Annotated in this window: 12 protein-coding genes and 1 pseudogene; 5 read left to right on the forward strand and 8 right to left on the reverse strand. The window is 68.5% G+C overall.

The annotated features are described in order from the left end of the window. From G0D83_RS05960 to ybgC, 4 genes and pseudogenes are all read right to left on the reverse strand, one after another. Positions 1 to 333 (reverse strand): annotated as a pseudogene (locus tag G0D83_RS05960) (cell envelope biogenesis protein TolA); the annotation flags it as partial. A 10-nt stretch (positions 334 to 343) separates the two neighbouring features. Then, positions 344 to 838: a protein TolR gene (tolR, locus tag G0D83_RS05965; protein WP_108967924.1), complete on the reverse strand. Its 495-nt coding sequence runs from the start codon at positions 836 to 838 to the stop codon at positions 344 to 346. 3 nt (positions 839 to 841) lie between these two features. After that, a complete protein-coding gene (gene tolQ, locus G0D83_RS05970) occupies positions 842 to 1,537 on the reverse strand; it encodes a protein TolQ (RefSeq protein ID WP_108967926.1) in 696 nt (231 codons plus the stop codon). Between the two features lie 295 nt (positions 1,538 to 1,832). After that, positions 1,833 to 2,222 carry a tol-pal system-associated acyl-CoA thioesterase gene (ybgC, locus tag G0D83_RS05975; RefSeq protein ID WP_164190550.1) on the reverse strand — a complete coding sequence of 130 codons (390 nt, stop codon included), beginning with the start codon at positions 2,220 to 2,222 and terminating at the stop codon, positions 1,833 to 1,835. Between the two features lie 130 nt (positions 2,223 to 2,352). On the opposite strand from ybgC, the gene G0D83_RS05980 reads away from it, so the two are divergent. Continuing rightward, entirely contained in the window at positions 2,353 to 3,540 is a 1,188-nt protein-coding gene (locus G0D83_RS05980; RefSeq protein WP_164190552.1) for an APC family permease, read from the forward strand. A 43-nt stretch (positions 3,541 to 3,583) separates the two neighbouring features. On the opposite strand, the gene G0D83_RS05985 is transcribed toward G0D83_RS05980, so the two are convergent. Continuing rightward, entirely contained in the window at positions 3,584 to 3,886 is a 303-nt protein-coding gene (locus tag G0D83_RS05985) for an HNH endonuclease (RefSeq protein WP_108967931.1), read from the reverse strand. Between the two features lie 109 nt (positions 3,887 to 3,995). Between G0D83_RS05985 and G0D83_RS05990 the strand changes: the two genes are divergently transcribed. After that, entirely contained in the window at positions 3,996 to 5,186 is a 1,191-nt protein-coding gene (locus G0D83_RS05990) for a TIGR03862 family flavoprotein (RefSeq protein WP_164190554.1), read from the forward strand. A gap of 93 nt (positions 5,187 to 5,279) precedes the next feature. On the opposite strand, the gene G0D83_RS05995 is transcribed toward G0D83_RS05990, so the two are convergent. From G0D83_RS05995 to dgcN, 3 genes are all read right to left on the reverse strand, one after another. Further along, a complete protein-coding gene (locus G0D83_RS05995; RefSeq protein WP_164190556.1) occupies positions 5,280 to 6,140 on the reverse strand; it encodes a D-amino-acid transaminase in 861 nt (286 codons plus the stop codon). Between the two features lie 109 nt (positions 6,141 to 6,249). Next, positions 6,250 to 7,215: an N-acetyl-D-Glu racemase DgcA gene (dgcA, locus tag G0D83_RS06000; protein WP_164190558.1), complete on the reverse strand. Its 966-nt coding sequence runs from the start codon at positions 7,213 to 7,215 to the stop codon at positions 6,250 to 6,252. 90 nt (positions 7,216 to 7,305) lie between these two features. Beyond that, positions 7,306 to 8,307, reverse strand: a complete 1,002-nt coding sequence (dgcN, locus tag G0D83_RS06005) for an N-acetyltransferase DgcN (protein WP_164190560.1) — start codon at positions 8,305 to 8,307, stop codon at positions 7,306 to 7,308. A 310-nt stretch (positions 8,308 to 8,617) separates the two neighbouring features. Here dgcN and G0D83_RS06010 point away from each other — a divergent pair, with 310 nt between their 5' ends. From G0D83_RS06010 to ilvD, 3 genes are all read left to right on the forward strand, one after another. Continuing rightward, on the forward strand, positions 8,618 to 9,577 hold the full coding sequence (locus G0D83_RS06010; RefSeq protein ID WP_164190563.1) for an L-malyl-CoA/beta-methylmalyl-CoA lyase: 960 nt from the start codon (positions 8,618 to 8,620) through the stop codon (positions 9,575 to 9,577). Between the two features lie 213 nt (positions 9,578 to 9,790). Then, on the forward strand, positions 9,791 to 11,188 hold the full coding sequence (gene rimK / locus G0D83_RS06015) for a 30S ribosomal protein S6--L-glutamate ligase (RefSeq protein WP_164190565.1): 1,398 nt from the start codon (positions 9,791 to 9,793) through the stop codon (positions 11,186 to 11,188). Positions 11,189 to 11,404: 216 nt separating this feature from the next. Further along, a complete protein-coding gene (gene ilvD / locus G0D83_RS06020) occupies positions 11,405 to 13,234 on the forward strand; it encodes a dihydroxy-acid dehydratase (RefSeq protein ID WP_164190568.1) in 1,830 nt (609 codons plus the stop codon). The last annotated feature ends 18 nt before the right edge of the window (positions 13,235 to 13,252 follow it).

Consider the following 13,252-nt stretch of genomic DNA (forward strand, 5'->3'; position numbering starts at 1 on the left):
GGGCGGCGCGACCGGCTCGGGCATGGGCTCGGGTTCCGGCTCCGGCTCGGGCGTCGGCGCCGGCGGCTCGGGATTGGGCGCGGGCTCAGGTTCGGCGGGCTCCGGGCGCGCCGCGGGCCGTGCATCAGGCTCGGGCGCGGGCGGCGCGTCGATCTCCTGCGCCGTCTCGGGGGACTGCGCGGCACGGGTCAGCGCGGCGAACTCGGCCTCCGAGATCACCGTGACCGCCGAGGTCTCGACCTGCGGCGGATCGGGGCGGAACACGTTGCCAAAGATCGCCCAGAGGATCACGGCAAGGTGCAAACCGCCCGAGGTATAGAGGTTCCTGCGCAAGGGCGCTCCCTCAGTTGCCGGCCGCGGGGGCCGTGCCGTCTAGCGCCGGGCCACCGGCATCGGTCACAAGACCGATCGACGAAAAGCCGCCGCGGTTCAGCGCGCCCATGACCTTGGCGACGGTGTCATAGGGCACCGCGCCATCGGCGCGCAGGAAGATGCGGTCGTCGCTGCGCTCGGTGGCGATCGCCTGCAGGCGCGGCGTCAGCTCGTCCATCGGCACTTCTGTGGTCTGGATCATCACCATGCCATCGGCGGCGATGGTCACCGTCAGCGGCTCCTCGGCCTCGTTCGGCAACGAGGAGGCTGCCGTCTTCGGCAGCTCCACCGGCACACCCACGGTCAGCAGCGGCGCCGCGACCATGAAGATGATCAGCAGCACCAGCATCACGTCCACCATCGGCGTGACGTTGATCTCGGCCATGGGTTGACCCCCGCCGCCACCGCTGCGGCGACGCCGACGGCGGCCTCCGCCGCCTCCCTTTTTCATCACGCCCCCGGCCATGGATCAGGAGTCCAACTGGCGCGAGAGGATGGTCGAGAACTCGTCGGCAAAGGCCTCGTAGCCCGCGATAACGCGATCCGAGTCGGCCGAGAGCTTGTTGTAGAAGATCACCGCCGGAATCGCCGCGACCAGACCCAGCGCGGTGGCGAAGAGCGCCTCGGCGATGCCGGGGGCCACGACGACCAGCGAGGTGTCCTGCTGCTGCGCGATCTCGATGAAGGCGTGCATGATCCCCCAAACGGTGCCGAAAAGCCCGACGAAGGGCGCCGCCGAGGCGACCGTGGCCAGCACCGGCAGACCGCGCTGCAGATCCTCGGCCTCTTTCTGGATGGCGACATCCATCGAGCGGTCGATGCGCGCCGAGGCATTGGCGATCATACCGCCGTCGCCGCGATGCGAGCGCCGCCATTCGGTCATGCCGGCGGCAAAGACCCGCTGCGCCCGGCCGCGCGGCTCGGGGCCGATCTGGTCGAACAGCTCGTCCAGCGGCTCGCCCGACCAGAAGGCACGGTCAAAGACCGCGGCCTCGCGGCGCGCCTTGCGATAGGCGACGATCTTTTCAAAGATGATGGCCCAAGCCCAGACCGACGACAGGATCAGCATCAGCATCACCAGTTTGACGGTCAGCGTGGCGCGGGCGAAGAGCCCCCACATGGAGAAATCGATCTCCTGCGCGAGCGCGAGGGTATTTGCGTCCATAAGCCTGCTCTTCCTCATGGGCTATGAAATGGCCTCTGGTGCCGAGGCTCTGATTACCGGTCTGTGTAGCTGATTTGCAGGCGCATCTCCAACACATTGCCGTCATCCGCGCCGCGAGACCGGGGAAATCTCGCGGGAAGTCGCCCATTTCCGCTGGGGAAGGTGCAGGTTTCGCGGCGTCAACCCGCCGCGGCCGGCGCAAAGCACCTGTGCGGGAGCGGCCCCGCCCCCGTCCGCGCCTGCGCGCGCACTCCCCCAGAAAAATCACGCCTCGAAGAAAGTGCCGCCGCAGCGCTCAGTGCACCTGCCGGCGGATCGCGGCGGGCAGGCGCGCCGGGTGGCCCTCAGAGGTGATCGCCACCAGCGTCACCTCGGCGCGGAACAGCGGCTTGCCGTCGCGCACCACTTCCTGCGACAGACCCAGACGCACGCCGGAAACCGATTTCACCTCGGTGCGCACCAGCAGCTCCTCTTCGAAGCGCGCGGGACCGAGATAGTCCGCCTCGATCCGGCGCACCACGAAGACCAGCCCCTCTGCGACGCGCAGGGCGTTCTGGTCGATCCCGAGGCCGCGCACCCAGTCCGAGCGGGCGCGCTCAATGTACTTGAGATAGTTGGCGTGGTAGACGATCCCCGCCATGTCGGTGTCCTCGTAATAGACATGCACCGGAAACTCGTGGGCCATGCGCCGCTCCTTGCTGGTTGCGGCGCGAGCCTAGTGCGCTGAGGTCGCGCCCGCAACCTGCCGCCGGCGCCTGGAACGCCCCCTACCGTGACGCATTTCCTTTGGCGTTGTACGGGATTAACGTGCGGGCATGTTGACCTCCCTGATCCTCGGCGCTGCGCTCTGCACCGCACTCCTGCTGCTCTGGCCCCGGCTGTCCCGTGCCCGGCTTTGGCGTGCCACCGTCACCCCGCTCGCCTCGATCATCGGCAGCGGCTTTCTCGTGCTCGGCCCCATCCTCGAGAGCGCTTACGGCATCTGGGCGCCCGCCGTCATGGCGGCGCTCTGCCTCGGCGCCTGGCTCTTCGGCGCGGCGGTGCGCGTCAACATCGCGCGCCGCGCGCGCGGTCCACGCAGCCCCGCCGAGGAACGGCTGGAAAGCGGCGCCTCATGGGCGCTGGCCTTCGCCTACGTGATTTCGGTGGCCTACTACCTCAACCTGTTCGGTGCCTTCGGCACGCGTCTCACCCCCTGGAACGACCCGCTCCACGCCAAGCTTCTGACCTCCGCCATGTTCCTGCTGGTGCTGGGCGTCGGCTGGACCCGCGGCTTCTCGGCGCTGGAGCGGATGGAGCAGATCGCCGTAGGGCTCAAGCTCGCGATCATTGCCGGGCTCCTGGCCGGGCTCGCCGCCTATTTCTGGGACAAGGCCGAGACCGGGGCGCTGCTCGCCAACCCGCCGACGCTGACCGGCTGGGCGGCGCTGACGCTGGGCTTCGGGCTGATCGTCACGGTGCAGGGCTTCGAGACCACGCGCTATCTCGGGGCCGAGTACACTGCCCCCACCCGCATCCGCGCGATGAAACTGGCGCAGGGGCTCTCGGCGCTGATCTACATGGCCTATATCGGGCTTATCGCCTATGTCTTCCCGCCCGGCACCGGCGACGCCAGCGAAACCGCGATCATCGGGTTGATGGGACTGGTGGCGCCGATCCTGCCGCTGATGCTGACCGGTGCGGCGCTGGCGGCGCAGTTCAGCGCGGCGGTGGCCGACACCGGCGGCGCCGGCGGGCTCGTCGAGGAGCTGACCCGCCGCCGCATTCGGGTGCGCTCGGCCTATGCGCTGCTGGTCGGGCTGGGGCTGGCGCTGACATGGACGCTGGACGTCTTCGAGATCATCGCCTTCGCCAGCCGGGCCTTCGCGCTCTATTACGCGCTGCAGGCAGGCATCGCGGCCCTGGGTGCCCGGGCCGAAGGACAAACCCTCCGGGCGCGGAGCTTCGAGGCGCTGGCGCTGCTGGGACTGGTGATCGCCGTCTTCGGCGCGCCAGTGGAATAGGGCCGGTGGAATAGGACCGGTGGAATAGGACCGGGGCAGACACTCAGCGCTTTTTACGCCGCCCGCCCGAGCTGCGCGCATGGAAGGTCGGCGGGCGCTTGGCGACCCAGTCGAGAAACCCCGCCATGCGCGGATGCGCGCGCAGCGCCTCGGGGGTGTTGAACGCGCGCGCCAATTCGCCCTCGGTAAAGGTCGCGTGGATCTCGTTGTGGCAGATCTGGTGCAGCCGCACCACCGGCCCGCCCTTGCCGCCCTTCAGCCGCGGGATCAGGTGATGCAGGCTCTGCTTGGCCTCCGGCGGGATCGGACGCAGGCAGAGCGGACAGATGGGATCGCTCTCCTCCATCCGTGCAACTTGCGCCCAGCGCCGCCGCGAGGCAAGACGGAGGAATGCGACATAGGACATCCCCGCCCCCACACCGCCCGCACGCGGGCAGCCGTCCCGAGGCCGGGGCATGAGCGGCGCGCTGGTGATCGGCGGCGGCCCGGCGGGGCTGATGGCCGCCGACGCGCTGCTCTCGGCGGGGCACGCCGTGGTGCTGGCCGAGGCCAAGCCCTCGCTCGGGCGCAAGTTCCTGATGGCCGGCAAGTCGGGGCTGAACCTCACCAAGGCCGAACCGCTCGGGGAGTTCCTTGCACAATACGGCGCGGCCGCCCCTGCCCTGCGCCCGATGCTCTCGGCCTTCCCGCCCGAGGAGGTGATGCATTGGGCCGAAGGGCTCGGCCAGTCGCTCTTCACCGGCTCCACCGGGCGGGTCTTCCCGCACGGGATGAAGGCCTCGCCGCTGCTGCGCGCCTGGCTGGCGCGGCTTGATGGCATGGGGCTCGAGCGGCACATGCGCTGGCGCTGGACCGGCTGGGACGACGCCGCCGCCGGCGCAGTGCTGATGGACACACCCGAGGGCGCCTTGCGGCTGACGCCCGACGTCACCGTGCTGGCGCTTGGCGGGGCAAGCTGGGCGCGGCTCGGCTCGGACGGGCAATGGGCCGATATCTTCGCAGGCGCGGGCCTGCCGGTCACACCGTTCGCCCCGGCCAACGCCGGGCTCTGCGTGGATTGGTCGGCGCATATGAAGGCGCAGTTCGGCGCGCCGCTCAAGGGCGTGGCCTTCCATGCGGGCGCTCTGGTCTCGCGCGGCGAGGCGGTGATCTCGGCGCGCGGGCTCGAGGGCGGCGGGCTCTACCCGCTGTCCCCGGCGCTGCGTTCGGGGGCCGCGCTGACCGTGGACCTCTGCCCCGATGTCGAGCTGGCCACGCTCACCAAGCGCCTGTCCCGCCCGCGCGGCAAGCAGAGCCTGTCCAATCACCTGCGCAAGGCGGTGAGCCTCTCTCCTGCGGGCCGCGCCCTGCTGATGGAATGCGCCCGCCCCCTGCCCGAGGAGCCCGCCGCGCGGGCGGCCCTGCTGAAGGCGCTGCCGGTGCCGCACGAGGGCCTGCGCCCGATCGACGAGGCAATCTCGGTGGCCGGCGGCGTACCCTTCGCGGCGCTCGACGCGGGGCTGATGCTGAAGGATCGCCCGGGGGTCTTCGTGGCAGGCGAGATGCTTGACTGGGAGGCGCCGACCGGGGGCTACCTGCTGACCGGCTGCCTTGCGACCGGGCTCTGGGCCGGGCGGGCAGCGGCCGAGAGGCTGAACAGGGGCTGACCAAGCCCTGAGGCCCGCAACGGGCACCCCGAAGATGCAAAAGGCGCCGCCCCATTCGGAGCGGCGCCCTTCTTCAGATCACGCGGCAAGGCCTCAGACGGCCACCTTCATGCTTTCTTCGAGGTAGATCTCGCGCAGCCGCGCGGCGACCGGGCCCGGGGTGCCTGCGCCGATCTTTGCACCGTCGAGCTCGACCACCGGCATCACGAAGCTCGAGGCCGAGGTGACGAAGGCCTCGTCCGCCTGCTGGGCTTCCTCGACGGTGAAGCTGCGCTCCTCGACGACCATCTGCGCTTCCTTGGCAAAGCGCAGCACCGCGGCGCGGGTGATGCCGTGCAGGATGTCATGCGACAGCTCGCGGGTGATGATCTTGCCGCCCTTGACGATATAGGCGTTGTTCGACGAGCCCTCGGTCACCTTGCCGTCCTCGACGAACCACGCATCGTCGCAGCCGGCCTTCTTGGCGGCCATCTTGGCCATCGACGGGTAAAGCAGCTGCACGGTCTTGATGTCGCGGCGACCCCAGCGGATGTCCTCGAGCGAGATCACCTTGATGCCGGTCTTGGCAGCCGGGCTGTCGGCGAGGCCGGGCTTGTTCTGCGTGAAGAGCACCAGCGTCGGCTCGGTGGTCTCGGGGTCGGGGAAGGCGAAGTCGCGGTCACCGGCGGAGCCGCGGGTCACCTGCAGGTACACCAGACCGTCGGTGATCTCGTTACGCGCCACCAGCTCGCGGTGGATCGCCAGGAGTTCTTCCTCGGTGCAGGGCGCCTTCATGTCCAGCTCGTTCAGCGAGCGGGCGAGACGCTTGGCGTGGCCATCGAAATCGACCAGCTTGCCACCAAGAACCGAGGTCACCTCGTAAACCCCGTCGGCCATCAGGAAGGCCCGGTCGAAGATCGACACCTTGGCCTCGCTCTCGGGCAGGTACTCGCCATTGACGTAAACGGTGCGCATTGCAGCTCTCTCCATAATTCGCTGTGGGTCAGTTCCGCCAAAGCGGACCCGGGGTCAAGCCCGCACGGGCGGGCCGCCCCTCAAGTCGGTCATACCGGGTCGGGGTCGGTCAGCCCCAGAGCGCCGCCTCGGGGGCATGCACGCCCGCCTCGTCGTAGAGCATCGCGTGCGCGCGGTCCTCTCCGAGCAGCAGCGGCGCATCAAGGTCGACATATTGCGCGCCCTGCGCGACGATCACCGCCGGGGCCATGGCCAGGGACGAGCCCACCATGCAGCCGACGAAGATGCCGTAGCCCTCGGCCTTGGCGGCCTCGAGCAGCTCCAGCGCCTCGGTCAGCCCGCCGGTCTTGTCGAGCTTGATGTTGACGATGTCGTACTTGCCCTTGAGCTTCGGCAGCGAGGCGCGGTCGTGGCAGCTCTCGTCGGCGCAGATCGGCACCGGGCGGTCCATGCCCAGCAGCGCGTCATCTTCGCCCGCCGGCAGCGGCTGCTCGACCATGGCAACGCCAAGGCGCTGCAGGTGCGGCGCCAGCTCGGCGTAGACCTCGGGGGTCCAGCCCTCGTTGGCGTCTACGATGATGGTGCTCTCGGGCGCCCCGGCACGCACCGCTTCAAGGCGCGGCAGGTCCTCGGGGGTGCCCAGCTTGACCTTCAGCAGCGGTCGGAAGGCGTTCTTGGCCGCCTGCGCCTGCATCTCCTCGGGCGCGGCGAGCGAGAGCGTGTAGGCGGTCACCTCGGGCTGCGGCGCGGGCAGGTCCAAGAGCTCCCAGACGCGCTTGCCCGCGGTCTTGGCCTCGAGATCCCAGAGCGCGCAGTCCACGGCATTGCGCGCGGCACCCGAGGGCAGCAGATCCTGCAGTGCAGCGCGGGTGACGTCCTGCGGCAGCGATTTGATCTGCGCCTCGACGCTGTCGAGCGTCTCGTCGTAGCGCGCGTAAGGCACGCATTCGCCATAGCCGGTGAAACCGCCGCGGGTGATCTTGACGGTGATCACATGTGCCTCGGTGCGGCTGCCGCGCGAGATGGTGAAAACCCGCGCCAGCTTGAAGGTGTCGCGGGTGACCTCGATGCTCAAACCCTGCCCCTTTCATTGTTCCATAAATACGAACTCCCCGGCGCCGGACGCGCCGCCGCCGGGGATGATGTGGTCACTGTGCCAGAGGTCTCAGACCGCGGCCAGCGCCTCGACCAGGCGATCCGCACCGTGGCGGTAGGGGTCGACGCAGGGCAGCCCCAGGCTTTCCTCGACCTCGGCGCAATAGGCCTTGGCTTCCGCGTCGCCCATGTGCTGGGTGTTGATCGACACGCCGATCACCTTGCAATCGGGGTTGCCGACCTTGGCAAGCTGCAGCGCGGTGTCGCGCACCGCTTCCAGCGTCGGCAGCTTGTAGCCCGGCAGGCCGCGCATGTGGCTGCGGGTCGGCTCGTGGCAGAGCACCAGCGCGTCCGGCTGGCCGCCATGCACCAGCGCGAGGGTCACGCCCGAATAGGAGACGTGGAACAGCGAGCCCTGGCCCTCGATGATGTCCCAGTGGTCGGGATCATTGTCGGGGGTGAGGTATTCGATCGAGCCGGCCATGAAGTCGGCGATGACCGCGTCGAGCGGCACGCCGTCGCCGGTGATCAGGATGCCGGTCTGGCCGGTGGCGCGGAAGGTCGACTTCATGCCCTTCTCGCGCATGCAGGCGTCCATCGCGAGCGCGGTGTACATCTTGCCGACCGAACAGTCGGTGCCGACGGCCAGCAGGCGCTTGCCGGTGCGCTTCTCGCCATTGGCGATCGGGTATTCGACGGAAGGGATGCGCACGTCGTGCAGCGTCCGGCCGGTGGCCTTGGCGACAGCCTTGAGGTCTTCCTCATTGCGCAGCAGGTTGTGCAGGCCCGACGCGAGGTCGAAGCCCTCTTCCAGCGCCTCGACCAGGACCTTCTTCCAGGTCTGCGAGATCTTGCCGCCACGGTTGGCGACGCCGATCACCAGCGTCTTGGCACCGGCGGCCTTGGCTTCGGCAAGCGTCATGTCCTGCAGCCCGAGGTCGGCCTTGCAGCCGTCGAGGCGGAACTGGCCGACGCAGTTCTCGGGGCGCCAGTCCTTGATGCCCTGGGCCACCTTGGCGGCCAGGCCGTCGGGAGCGTCACCGAGGAAGAGGAGGTACGGCGTCTCGATCATTCTTGTATTCCCTGTGTTCGTGTACGTTATCCGGCAGGGCGTTTCCTGGGAGGCCGCCCGCTCGGTGGTGTCGGCGCTCAGTCTGCCCTGCATGGCACGCAAATCCGTCTCGAATTGCACGTACCCTCGCGCAACAACGCCAAAATTCCACGCATTTCGACGCCAGCGCCGAAGAATCGTGCATGCGTTGCGGACATCACGGAGGAGGCCTGCGCCGCAGCGCGGCAAATTTCGCTTGCGCAGCGACGCGCAACTTAATAACTCTCTGGATATCGAATATGTAACTTCATTACCCCAACGAGGTGCCTCCATGAGCTTTCGCATCCAGCCCGCCGCGCCTGCCCGTCCGAACCGCTGCCAGCTTTTCGGGCCCGGCTCGCGCCCGGCGATCTTCGAGAAGATGGCCGCCTCGGCGGCGGATGTGATCAACCTCGATCTCGAGGATTCGGTGGCGCCCTCCGACAAGGATAGTGCGCGCGCCAACATCATCGAGGCGACCCATGACATCGACTGGGGCAAGAAGACCCTCTCTGTGCGCATCAACGGGCTCGACACCCCCTGGTGGTACCGCGACGTGGTCGACCTGCTGGAGCAGGCCAGCGAGCGGCTCGACCAGATCATGATCCCAAAAGTGGGCTGCGCCGCCGACCTCTACGCCGTCGACGCGCTGGTGACCGCGGTGGAGCGCGCCAAGGGCCGCAGCAAACCGATTAAGTTCGAGGTGATCATCGAGAGCGCCGCGGGCATCGCCCATGTAGAAGAGATCGCCGCCGGCTCGCCCCGGCTCGAGGCGATGAGCCTCGGCGCGGCGGATTTCGCTGCCTCGATGGGCATGGCGACCACCGGCATCGGCGGCACGCAGGAGACCTATTACATGCTGCACGAGGGCGCGAAGCACTGGTCAGATCCGTGGCATTGGGCGCAGGCCGCCATCGTCGCCGCCTGCCGCACCCATGGCGTGCTGCCGGTCGACGGCCCCTTCGGCGACTTCTCCGACGACGAAGGCTTCCGCGCGCAGGCGCTGCGCTCGGCGACGCTGGGCATGGTCGGCAAATGGGCGATCCACCCCAAGCAGGTGGCGCTGGCCAACGAGGTCTTCACCCCCTCCGAGGGCGCGGTGACCGAGGCCCGCGAGATCCTCGCCGCCATGGAAACCGCCAAGGCCAAGGGCGAAGGCGCCACGGTCTACAAAGGCCGGCTGGTCGACATCGCCTCGATCAAGCAGGCCGAGGTGATCGTGCGCCAGTCCGAGATGATCGCAAGCGCCTAAGGGGCAAGCGCGCTGTCCCCGCGGGGACAGCCTCTCGCGGGGTCACTGCACCCCCCGGGTCCATCGCCCGAGTTGCCCTGCGCCAAAGCACCCCTACGTCACGCCCTGTCGATATGAGCGTTCCCCTCTGGGAGCGCCGCGTGCCGTATTGCGCCTGTCACATTGCGCGGATAGAGGCCGTCAATCCGACCCCGGCCCGCGAAGGAGGTAGACATGACGCAGTTCACGCTTGGATGGGAAGAATGGCTTGCCCTGCCCGGCCTTGGCCTGCCCGCGATCCGCGCCAAGGTGGACACCGGCGCGCGGACCTCGGCGCTGCACGCCTTTGCCATCGAGCAATTCGGCTCCTCCGACAAGCCGATGGTCCGTTTCGCGATCCACCCCGATCCCGCCGAGCCGGGGCTCGAAGTGATCTGCTCGGCCCCGCTCAGGGATCGGCGCGAGGTGACCTCCTCGAACGGCGAGACCGAGCTGCGCTTCGTGATCGAGACCGAGGTCGTCATGGGCGATCGCCGCTGGCCGATCGAGATCACACTCACCGACCGCGGCAGCATGGCCTACCGCATGCTGCTGGGCCGCAGTGCGCTGCAAGATGACATGGTAGTCTCTCCCAGCCAGCGCCTGCAGCAGCCCGAGCTCGATTTCGACGCCTACCGCGGCATCGCACGCGGCAAGCAGCACCGCCGCGCGCTGCGCCTCGCGGTGCTGACCCGCGAGTCGCACAACTACTCGACCCGCAAGCTGATCGAGGCCGCCGAGCACCGCGGCCACACCATGGAGGTGATCGACACCTCGCGCTGCTACATGAACATCCGCGCCGTCGGCGGCGAGGTGCATTACGATGGGCGCCGCCTGCCCCATTACGACGCGGTGATCCCGCGCATCGGCGCCTCGATCACCAGCTACGGCACCGCCGTGGTGCGCCAGTTCGAGAGCATGGGCACCTATTGCCTTGCCGGCTCCGAGGGCATCACCGTCTCGCGCGACAAGCTGCACGCGCATCAGGTGCTGGCACGCCACCGCATCGGCATGCCGACCACCGCCTTCGCCCGCAGCCCCAAGGATTCGGGCAACCTGATCGACTTGGTGGGCGGCGCGCCGCTGGTGCTGAAGCTGCTGGAAAGCAGCCAGGGCAAGGGCGTGGTGCTGGCGGAAACCCCCAAGGCCGCCGAGAGCGTGATCTCGGCCTTCCAGGGGCTCAAGGCCGACTTCCTCGTGCAGAGCTTCGTCAAGGAAGCCGCGGGCGAGGACATCCGCTGCCTCGTGGTCGGCGGCAAGGTGGTCGCCACGATGCGCCGCCGCGGCAAACCAGACGACTTCCGCTCGAACCTGCATCAGGGCGGCACCGCCGAGCCGGTGCGGATCTCGAAAACCGAGCGCGAGGTGGCGATCAAGGCCGCACGGGCGATGAAGCTCGACGTGGCGGGGGTCGACCTGCTGCGCGGCGCCGACGGGCCGAAGGTGCTCGAGGTGAACAGCTCGCCGGGCCTCGAGGGCATCGAGAAGGTCTCGGGCAAGGACATCTCGGGGCTGATCATCGAGCACATCGAGACCAAGGTCGCGCCGAAGCCGCCGCGCCCGAAGAGCCGGGGCAAGCGCATCGCCGGGTAAGCCCCGGCAAGGCGCGCCGGGCGAGCACACTCAGACGCCAAACGCGACGCGAGAAATTACATTCCTCACCCGACCAGGGGGAACTTTAGCGAAGCGCGAACGTCAGATTACGCAACCTTCTTGCGTGATGCCGCGCCGCGGCATCCCCGGACCCTTGCCGCTGGCCCGCATGGGCGCTAAACACCCCCGGTAATCCAAACTCCGAGGGGATGCCCAATGCCTGCCTATCGCTCCCGCACCACCACACACGGCCGCAACATGGCCGGCGCCCGCGGCCTGTGGCGCGCCACGGGCATGACGGATGGCGACTGGAACAAGCCGATCATTGCCATCGTGAACAGCTTCACCCAGTTCGTGCCCGGCCACGTGCACCTGAAGGATCTGGGCCAGATGGTCGCCCGCGAGGTCGAAAAGGCCGGCGGCGTCGCCAAGGAGTTCAACACCATCGCGGTGGACGACGGCATCGCCATGGGCCACGACGGCATGCTCTACTCGCTGCCCTCGCGCGAGATCATCGCCGACTCGGTGGAATACATGGTCAACGCCCATTGCGCCGATGCCATGGTCTGCATCTCCAACTGCGACAAGATCACCCCCGGCATGCTGATGGCCGCCATGCGGCTCAACATCCCCGTTGTCTTCGTCTCGGGCGGCCCGATGGAAGCGGGCAAGGTCGAGTGGGAAGGCACCGAGAAGGCGCTCGATCTGGTCGACGCCATGGTCGCCGCCGCCGATGACAAGTACACCGACGCGCAGGTTCAGGCGATCGAGGAAGCCGCCTGCCCGACCTGCGGCTCGTGCTCGGGCATGTTCACCGCCAACTCGATGAACTGCCTGACCGAGGCGCTTGGTCTGTCGCTGCCGGGCAACGGCTCGACGCTGGCCACCCACTCGGACCGCCAGCGCCTGTTCGTTGAGGCCGGCCACCTGATCGTCGATCTCGCCAAGCGCTACTATGAACAGGACGATGCCACCGTGCTGCCGCGCTCGATCGCCACGGTGAAGGCCTTCGAGAACGCCATGACGCTCGACATCGCCATGGGCGGCTCGACCAACACCGTGCTGCACCTGCTCGCCGCCGCGAACGAGGGCGAGGTGCCCTTCGACATGTCCGACATCGACCGGCTGTCGCGCAACGTGCCGGTGCTGTGCAAGGTCGCGCCCGCCAAGGACGACGTGCACATGGAAGACGTGCACCGCGCGGGGGGCATCATGTCGATCCTCGGCCAGCTCGACCGCGCCGGGCTGCTCGACAGCTCGGTGCACACCGTCCACGCCGAGACCATGGCCCATGCGCTTGACCGCTGGGACGTGACCCGGACCAACTCGGAGTCGGTGCACGACTTCTTCCGCGCCGCCCCGGGCGGGGTGCGCTCGACCACCGCATTCTCGCAGTCGATGCGCTACGACACGCTCGATCTCGACCGTCAGGCGGGCGTGATCCGCGAGGCCGAGCACGCCTTCTCCAAGGATGGCGGGCTGGCGGTGCTCTACGGCAACCTCGCCGAGGACGGCTGCATCGTGAAGACCGCGGGCGTCGACGAGTCGATCCTGACCTTCACCGGCCCGGCGCGCATCTTTGAATCGCAGGACACCGCGGTCAGCGCGATCCTCACCGGCAAGGTGCACAAGGGCGACGTGGTGCTGATCCGCTACGAAGGCCCGCGCGGCGGTCCGGGCATGCAGGAAATGCTCTACCCGACCTCCTACCTCAAATCGAAGGGCCTCGGGAAGGACTGCGCGCTGGTCACCGACGGACGTTTCTCGGGCGGCTCCTCGGGCCTGTCGATCGGCCACGTCTCGCCGGAAGCCGCAGAGGGCGGCACCATCGGCCTCGTGGAAGAGGGCGATCTCATCGAGATCGACATCCCCAACCGCAAGATCAACCTCGCCGTCGACGACGCGGTGATCGCCGAGCGCCGCGCCGCGCGCGAGGAGAAGGGCTGGCAGCCCGAGGAGAAGCGCAAGCGCAAGATCTCCAAGGCGCTGAAGGCCTATGCCGCGCTGACCACCTCGGCCGCCAAGGGCGCCGTGCGGCAGATCTGACCCCGGCTGCGCCCGCGC

The organism is Salipiger sp. PrR003 (assembly GCF_010500785.1).
Lineage (GTDB): Bacteria > Pseudomonadota > Alphaproteobacteria > Rhodobacterales > Rhodobacteraceae > Salipiger > Salipiger pacificus_A.